This is a genomic window from Ideonella sp. B508-1 (assembly GCF_000333615.1).
In the GTDB taxonomy this organism is placed as follows: Bacteria; Pseudomonadota; Gammaproteobacteria; order Burkholderiales; family Burkholderiaceae_C; genus Ideonella.
Map to the genome: position 1 here is coordinate 1 of NZ_BADL01000499.1, position 5,918 is coordinate 5,918.

Annotated in this window: 9 protein-coding genes; all 9 read right to left on the minus strand. The window is 71.6% G+C overall.

Going from position 1 to position 5,918, the window contains the following annotated elements:
* On the minus strand, nucleotides 1–215 hold a 215-nt coding region (locus I73_RS29270), incomplete at its 3' end, for a hypothetical protein (protein ID WP_148289864.1).
* Between the two features lie 17 nt (nucleotides 216–232).
* Nucleotides 233–1,105, minus strand: coding sequence for an ABC transporter permease (locus I73_RS19665; RefSeq protein ID WP_051049297.1), 873 nt, complete (start codon nucleotides 1,103–1,105; stop codon nucleotides 233–235).
* 46 nt (nucleotides 1,106–1,151) lie between these two features.
* The gene (locus I73_RS19670; protein ID WP_022982185.1) at nucleotides 1,152–1,868 is read right to left on the minus strand and encodes an ABC transporter ATP-binding protein; all 717 of its coding nucleotides are present in this window, start codon (nucleotides 1,866–1,868) and stop codon (nucleotides 1,152–1,154) included.
* Complete coding sequence (gene pqqE / locus I73_RS29275) at nucleotides 1,862–3,076, minus strand: pyrroloquinoline quinone biosynthesis protein PqqE (protein ID WP_022982186.1); 1,215 nt, start codon at nucleotides 3,074–3,076, stop codon at nucleotides 1,862–1,864. Before pqqE ends, I73_RS19670 begins: the two co-directional genes overlap by 7 nt.
* Before the next feature lie 24 nt (nucleotides 3,077–3,100).
* Nucleotides 3,101–3,373 carry a pyrroloquinoline quinone biosynthesis peptide chaperone PqqD gene (gene pqqD, locus I73_RS19680; RefSeq protein WP_022982187.1) on the minus strand — a complete coding sequence of 91 codons (273 nt, stop codon included), beginning with the start codon at nucleotides 3,371–3,373 and terminating at the stop codon, nucleotides 3,101–3,103.
* Nucleotides 3,370–4,128: a pyrroloquinoline-quinone synthase PqqC gene (gene pqqC, locus I73_RS19685; RefSeq protein ID WP_085944623.1), complete on the minus strand. Its 759-nt coding sequence runs from the start codon at nucleotides 4,126–4,128 to the stop codon at nucleotides 3,370–3,372. Before pqqC ends, pqqD begins: the two co-directional genes overlap by 4 nt.
* Nucleotides 4,129–4,133: 5 nt before the next feature.
* Nucleotides 4,134–5,066, minus strand: coding sequence for a pyrroloquinoline quinone biosynthesis protein PqqB (pqqB, locus tag I73_RS19690; RefSeq protein WP_022982189.1), 933 nt, complete (start codon nucleotides 5,064–5,066; stop codon nucleotides 4,134–4,136).
* A gap of 87 nt (nucleotides 5,067–5,153) precedes the next feature.
* Nucleotides 5,154–5,228, minus strand: a complete 75-nt coding sequence (gene pqqA / locus I73_RS34525; RefSeq protein WP_148289865.1) for a pyrroloquinoline quinone precursor peptide PqqA — start codon at nucleotides 5,226–5,228, stop codon at nucleotides 5,154–5,156.
* A 298-nt stretch (nucleotides 5,229–5,526) separates the two neighbouring features.
* Nucleotides 5,527–5,918 (minus strand): helix-turn-helix domain-containing protein (locus I73_RS19700; RefSeq protein ID WP_026096973.1); only part of this gene is annotated, 392 nt, incomplete at its 5' end.

Genomic DNA, 5,918 nt, shown 5'->3' on the forward strand with positions numbered 1-5,918 from the left:
GCAGGGACGGGAGGGGTCTCCGGCCGGAACACCGGCCAGACCGGCAGCTGCGCATCGCGCTCGCCCAGCACCAGCGGCGCCGGCAGGCGGGCCTGCAGCGCGGCCGCATCGAGTTGACCGGCCCAGCCCGGCAGGCTGGCCAGCAGCAGCCACACCGTCACCCAGGCCGCCACCCAGTGGCGGGCGACGGCGCCCAGGCGGTGCAGCAGGCTCACGATCACCCGCTCTCCCTTCATCCCGCCAGCCCCCGGCCGCCGGCCCGGCCCAGCCCGCGCCGCGGGTCATAGGCCCAGCAGGCCAGCGCGAAACAGACGACGAGCGTGCCCAGCACGATCCACGGCGAGGCCCCGGCCGACTGGCCATGGAAGGCGAAGCGCATCCACTCCACCGCGTGAGTGAAGGGGTTGAGTTCGGCCACCCTGCTGACCCACTGCGCGCCGGAGGACTGCAGCTTCCACAGCGGATACAGCGCGGTGGACAGGAAGTACAGCGGGAAGATCACGAAGTTCATCGCACCGGCGAAGTTCTCCAGCTGGCGCACCGTGACCGACAACAGCAGGCCCAGCGCGGCCAGCATCAGCGCACTGACCAGCAGCGCCACCAGGCCGCCCAGGGCCGCCAGCGGATGCCAGGGCAGCGTGCTGTCCATCAGCGCGGCCACCCCCAGGAAGGCCGCCACCTGCACCAGGCTCAGCACCGCCGCGGCCAGCAGCCGTGCGCCCAGCAGCAGCGGACGCGGCAGCGGCGCGGTGAGCAGCAGGCGCATCAGGCCCATCTCGCGGTCATAGACCAGCGCCAGCGAGGACTGCATGCCGTTGAACAGCATCACCATGCCCATCAGGCCCGGCAACACGTAGGTGGCGTAATCCACCGCGGCGCCGTAGGGCGCGGTGGGCTGGGCCCCCAGGTCGTGGCGGAAGCCCGCGGCAAACACCGCGAGCCACAGCAGCGGCCGCACCAGGGCCGAGACCAGGCGGCCACGCTGCTGCACGAAGCGCTGCAGTTCCCGGCCGACGATGGCCCCGATGGCACCGGCGGCATGGGCCATCGGCGCGCGACGGCGCAGCGGCGGTGTGAGCACGGTGGCGGGATGGGGTGAACGCATGAGAGAACCGCGGACGGGGGCAACAACAGGAAGGTTCGATGCCGGCTCAGTGTTGGGTGGCCCGGAGGAAGGCCGCTTCCAGGGTCTGGCCGCCCAGCCGCTGGGTGACCGCCTCGGGCGGGCCATCGGCCAGCAGGTGGCCGCGGTGCAGCACCAGCACCCGGTCGGCCTGGGCCGCCTCGTCCACCAGGTGGGTGGCCCACAGCACGGTCAGGCCCTGTTCGCGCACGCCGGCGTGCAGGTCGGCCAGCAGCTCCTGGCGCGAGCGCGGGTCCAGGCCCACAGTGGCTTCGTCCATCAGCAGCAAGGCCGGCCCGTGCAACAGGGCCCGCGCCAGCTCCACCTTGCGGCGCTGGCCGCCGGAGAGGGTGCGCGCCGGCAGGTCCAGCTGCTCGGTCAGGCGCAAGCGCTGGGCCAGCGCGGCAATGCCGGCCTCGGCGTCGGCGGACGGCAACCCCTGCAGGCGGGCGTGAAAGCGCAGATTGCGCCGCACGGTGAGGTCCAGGTCCAAGGACGGCTGCTGGAACACCACCCCCAGCCGGGCCAGGGCCGCGCAGGGCTGACGGGCCAGGGAGCAGCCGGCCACCGTCACCTCGCCCTCGTCGGCCGCGTACAGGCCGCTGAGCACCTGGAACAGCGTGCTCTTGCCGGCGCCATTGGGCCCCAGCAGCGCGGTGAAGCTGCCCGGCGCGATGTCCAGGTTCAGGTCGTCCAGTGCCACCAGCGCGCCGTAGCGCTGGGTCAGGCCGCGCACGCTCAGCATGCGGCGGCCGGCGCGGCGGCCGGGTCCGTGCCTGGGTTGGCGCTGAGCGCCAGCGACGCGGCATCGCCCCGGAAGACCAGGCCGCCGGCCTTGGCCGCGCCGGGCAAGAAGCGCAGCGGCGCGCTGGCCGGCTCGGCCCGCTGGCGGGCCCCGTCCAGCACCGCGTCGATCAGGCCGCGGGCCGGGCTCTTGGGGCAGACCGGGTCGGTCGCCGCGGCGTTGCCCGTCACCAGAAAGGCCTGGCAACGGCAGCCGCCCAGGTCGGTGTGGCGGTCGTCACAACCGGCGCAGGTGGGGTCCATCCAGCCCTGGCCGCGGTAGGCGTTGAAGGCCGCGCTGTCGACCCAGGCCTCGCGCACCGGGGTGTCGCGCAGGTTGGGAAAGTCCAGGCCCGGCAGCATGCGCGCGCTGTGGCAGGGCAGCGCCACGCCATCGGGCGCCACCACCAGGAAGACCGCTCCCCAGCCGGCCATGCAGGGCTTGGGCTTGGCATCGGCATAGTCGGGCGAGACCCACAGCACCTTCATGCGCGAGACCCCGCGTTCGCGGTAGGCCATGACCATGGCCTCGGCGTCGCGCAGCTCGTCGCGGGTGGGCATCAGGGCCTCGCGGTTGAGCCAGGCCCAGCCGTAGTACTGGGTGTTGGCCAGTTCCAGGTAGTCCGCGCCCATGCGCTCGGCCATCTCGATGATGCGGCCCACGTGCGGCAGGTTGAAGCGGTGCATCACGCAGTTGAGCACCATCGGGTAGCCCAACGACTTGATGATGCCGGCCACCTTGCTCTTGAGCTCGAAGGTGCGGGTGGAGCTGATGAAGTCGTTGAGCTCGCGGGTGGAGTCCTGGAAGGAGAGCTGGATGTGGTCCAGCCCGGCGGCCTTCAGGGCGCGGGCCCGGGCCTCGGTCAGGCCGATGCCGGAGGTGATGAGGTTGGTGTAGAAGCCCAGCCCATGGGCGTGGGCCACCAGCTCCTCCAGGTCCTCGCGCAGCAGGGGCTCGCCGCCGGAGAAGCCTAGCTGCACCGCGCCCATGGCGCGGGCCTCGGCCAGCACGCGCTTCCAGGTGGCGGTGTCCAGCTCCTGGTCGTGGCGGGCATAGTCCACCGGGTTGGAGCAGAAGGCGCAGTGCAGCGGGCAGCGGTAGGTCAGCTCGGCCAGCAGCCAGAACGGCGGCTTGACCGAGGCCTCGGCAGTGGGCGGAAAGGGAGCCATCTCGGTGTCCTGCGGCGGCTGCGCTCAGACCAGCCAGCCGCGCTCGCCGGCCTGTCCCAGAAAGGCCTGCACGTCACCGGCCAGCCCACTTTGCTGGAAGCACTGCTCCAGGTCGGCGATGATGGCCGCGACGTCGCGCTGGCCGTCGCAGCGGCGCAGGATCTCGGCCGCCGGGGTGTTGAGCCGCACCATGCCCTCGGGGTAGAGCAGCACCCAGGCTTCCTGGGCCGCCTCGTACTGCAGCCGGAACAGCGGCGCGATGCGGGGCGAGACCGACAGCGGCAGGGCGGAGTTCATGGGCGGCGCTCCTCGGGCAGGTCGTCGGGGTAGGCGCGCTCGATCGCGTCGAGCATGCACCACAGCACATCGAGCTTGAAGTCCAGGATCTCCAGCGCCCGCTCCTGCCGCGCCCGGGTGCTGCACCAGCGGCGCGCCACCTCCAGCCCGTGCTCCACGTCGCGCGTGGCCAGCGGAATGCGGCTGCGGAAGTAGCCCAGGCCTTCGGGCTGGATCCAGGGGTAGAGCGAGGGCCAGCCGGCCAGGCGGTCGGCGTGGATGCGGGGCGCGAACATCTCGGTCAGCGAGGAGATGGCCGCTTCTTCCCAGGGCGACTGGGCCGCGAAGTTGACATAGGCGTCGACCGCGAAGCGCACGCCGGGCTGCACATGGCGGTGGCTCCAGAGGTCCTCGCGGGCCAGGCCGGTGGCCTCGCCCAGGCGGCTCCAGGCCTCGATGCCGCCGGCGTTGCTGCCTTCGTAGTCGCCCCGGCCGTCGTGGTCCAGGATGCGCTCGAGCCAGCGGCGACGTTCCTCGCGATCCGGGCAGTGGGCCAGCACGGCCGCATCCTTCTGCGGAATGCGGACCTGGTAGTAGAAGCGGTTGGCCACCCAGCCGCGCACCTGGAAGGGCGCTAGCTCGCCGCGGTTGAGGCGGCCGTTGAAGGGATGGTGGATGTGGTAGCGCGATTCACGCGCGCGCAGCCGGGCCTCGAACTCGGTCCAGGCCCAGGGGCTGCGTTCGTCGGCTGCGGGGGGTGCGGCGTCAAAAACCAGGGCGTTCACAGCGTGATCTCCATGCCGTCGTAGGCCACCTCGACACCGCTGGCGGTCAGCAGGGCGCGCTGCGCGCTGCCTTCGTCCAGGATGGGGTTGCTGTTGTTGATGTGGATGAGGACCTTGCGGCGCGCCAGGGTGGTCTGCAGCACGTCCAGCATGCCGGGGCGTCCGGGCTGGCCGGTCTGCGGCAGGTGGCCCATCTCGGCAGCGGACTTGGCGCTCAGACCGGCGGCCTGCATCTCGTCCTCACGCCAGAAGGTGCCGTCCACCATCAGGCAGTCGGCCCGGCGCATCCAGCCCAGTTCCAGATCGCCCACTTCGGCCAGGCCGGGGGAATAGAACAGGGTCTGGCCGTCGCGCCGGTCTTCGATCAGCAGCGCAATGTTGTCGCCCACCACCTGCTCGCGGCGGTGCGGCGAGTACGGCGGCGCCTTGCCGGGAATGGCCACCGCGGTGAAGGCCAGGTCCTCGAAGCCGGGGATCTCGAATTCGGCGCTGTGCTGTTCGGCGCCCACGGGCACCATGTGCCAGCGGGTACCGCAGTAATGCTCCAGCACATTGAGCAGGGGCAGGCCGGTGGTCAGGTCCTCGAACACGCAGGGCGTGGCGTAGAGGTTGATGCGCGGGCCTTCGCGCAGGCCCAGCAGGCCGGTGACGTGGTCGATCTGCGCATCCATCAGCACCACCGCCTCGATGGGGGTGTGGCGCAGCCCGTGACGCGGGTGCAGCTGCGGATGCTGGCGGATCTGGGTGCCGATGTCCGGAGAGGCGTTGAGCAACACCCAACGTTCTCCGTCAGGCGAGACGGCGATGGAGCTCTGGGTGCGGGCCTGGGCGCTGATCTGGCCCTGCCGCTGGCCGGCACACAGGGCGCAGTTGCAGTTCCACTGCGGGAAACCGCCACCCGCGCCGGAGCCGAGCACAAGGATTTTCATGGGAAGACACCGAAGAGATTCGGAAGTTGGGGGGCTGCAGTGGCCGTCAGCAGACCCTGGCAGCCGCCCCCGGGAACAGGCCTGCGCTCAGCGCGCGGCGATGTACATCGTGATCTCGAAGCCGAAGCGCAGGTCTTGGAAGGCGGGGGTGGTCCAGGTCATGGAGGTCTCCATCAGGGTCGTTCTTGTGCCGGCGCAGGCCCATCCCGCGCCGGACGTCCCTTCTTTTGCAAAGCCCATGCCCCTTTGCGGCGAATCCGACGCGCTTAGGGGTTCATCCCGAGCTGGGTGGCCCCTTCGCCCCCTGGGGCCGAAGGACCGCCGCGGGTTTGCCTGCATGCCAGGCGCGGCGCCGGCCCTCGCCTCCCGGCGGAGCGCCTGTCCAGGCTGTACCAGGGTGGGACAGTCGGGTGACAGGCCGGCGCCACTGACACAGGGTTGTCCCGTGCCAGCAGATCGCTCAGGGCTTCTGGGCCCAGCGCAGCTTGCGGTAGATGGTGTTGCGGCTGATGCCCAGCTGCTTGGAGGCCAGCGAGATGTTGCCCTGCGCCGCGTCGACCGCCGCACGGATGAGATCGATCTCGGCCTCACCCAGGGTGCGGGGCCCGGCCGCGGTGGGCGCCTCCACCGCCGGCTCCACGGGCGCGGGCTGGGGCATGCGTGCCGCGGTGGCCCAGGCGGGCACCGGCTCGGAGTAACCGGAACCGGCATAGGCCGAGGCCGGGGGCGCCGCCGCCGGCAACGAGGCCTCCTGCGCGGCGCCGTGGGCCGCAGGCGTCTGCCGCCGCACATCGTCCAGGAAGTCGTCCGAGAGGTGCTGCTCGGTGATCTGCGACTCGCCGGCTGCCATCA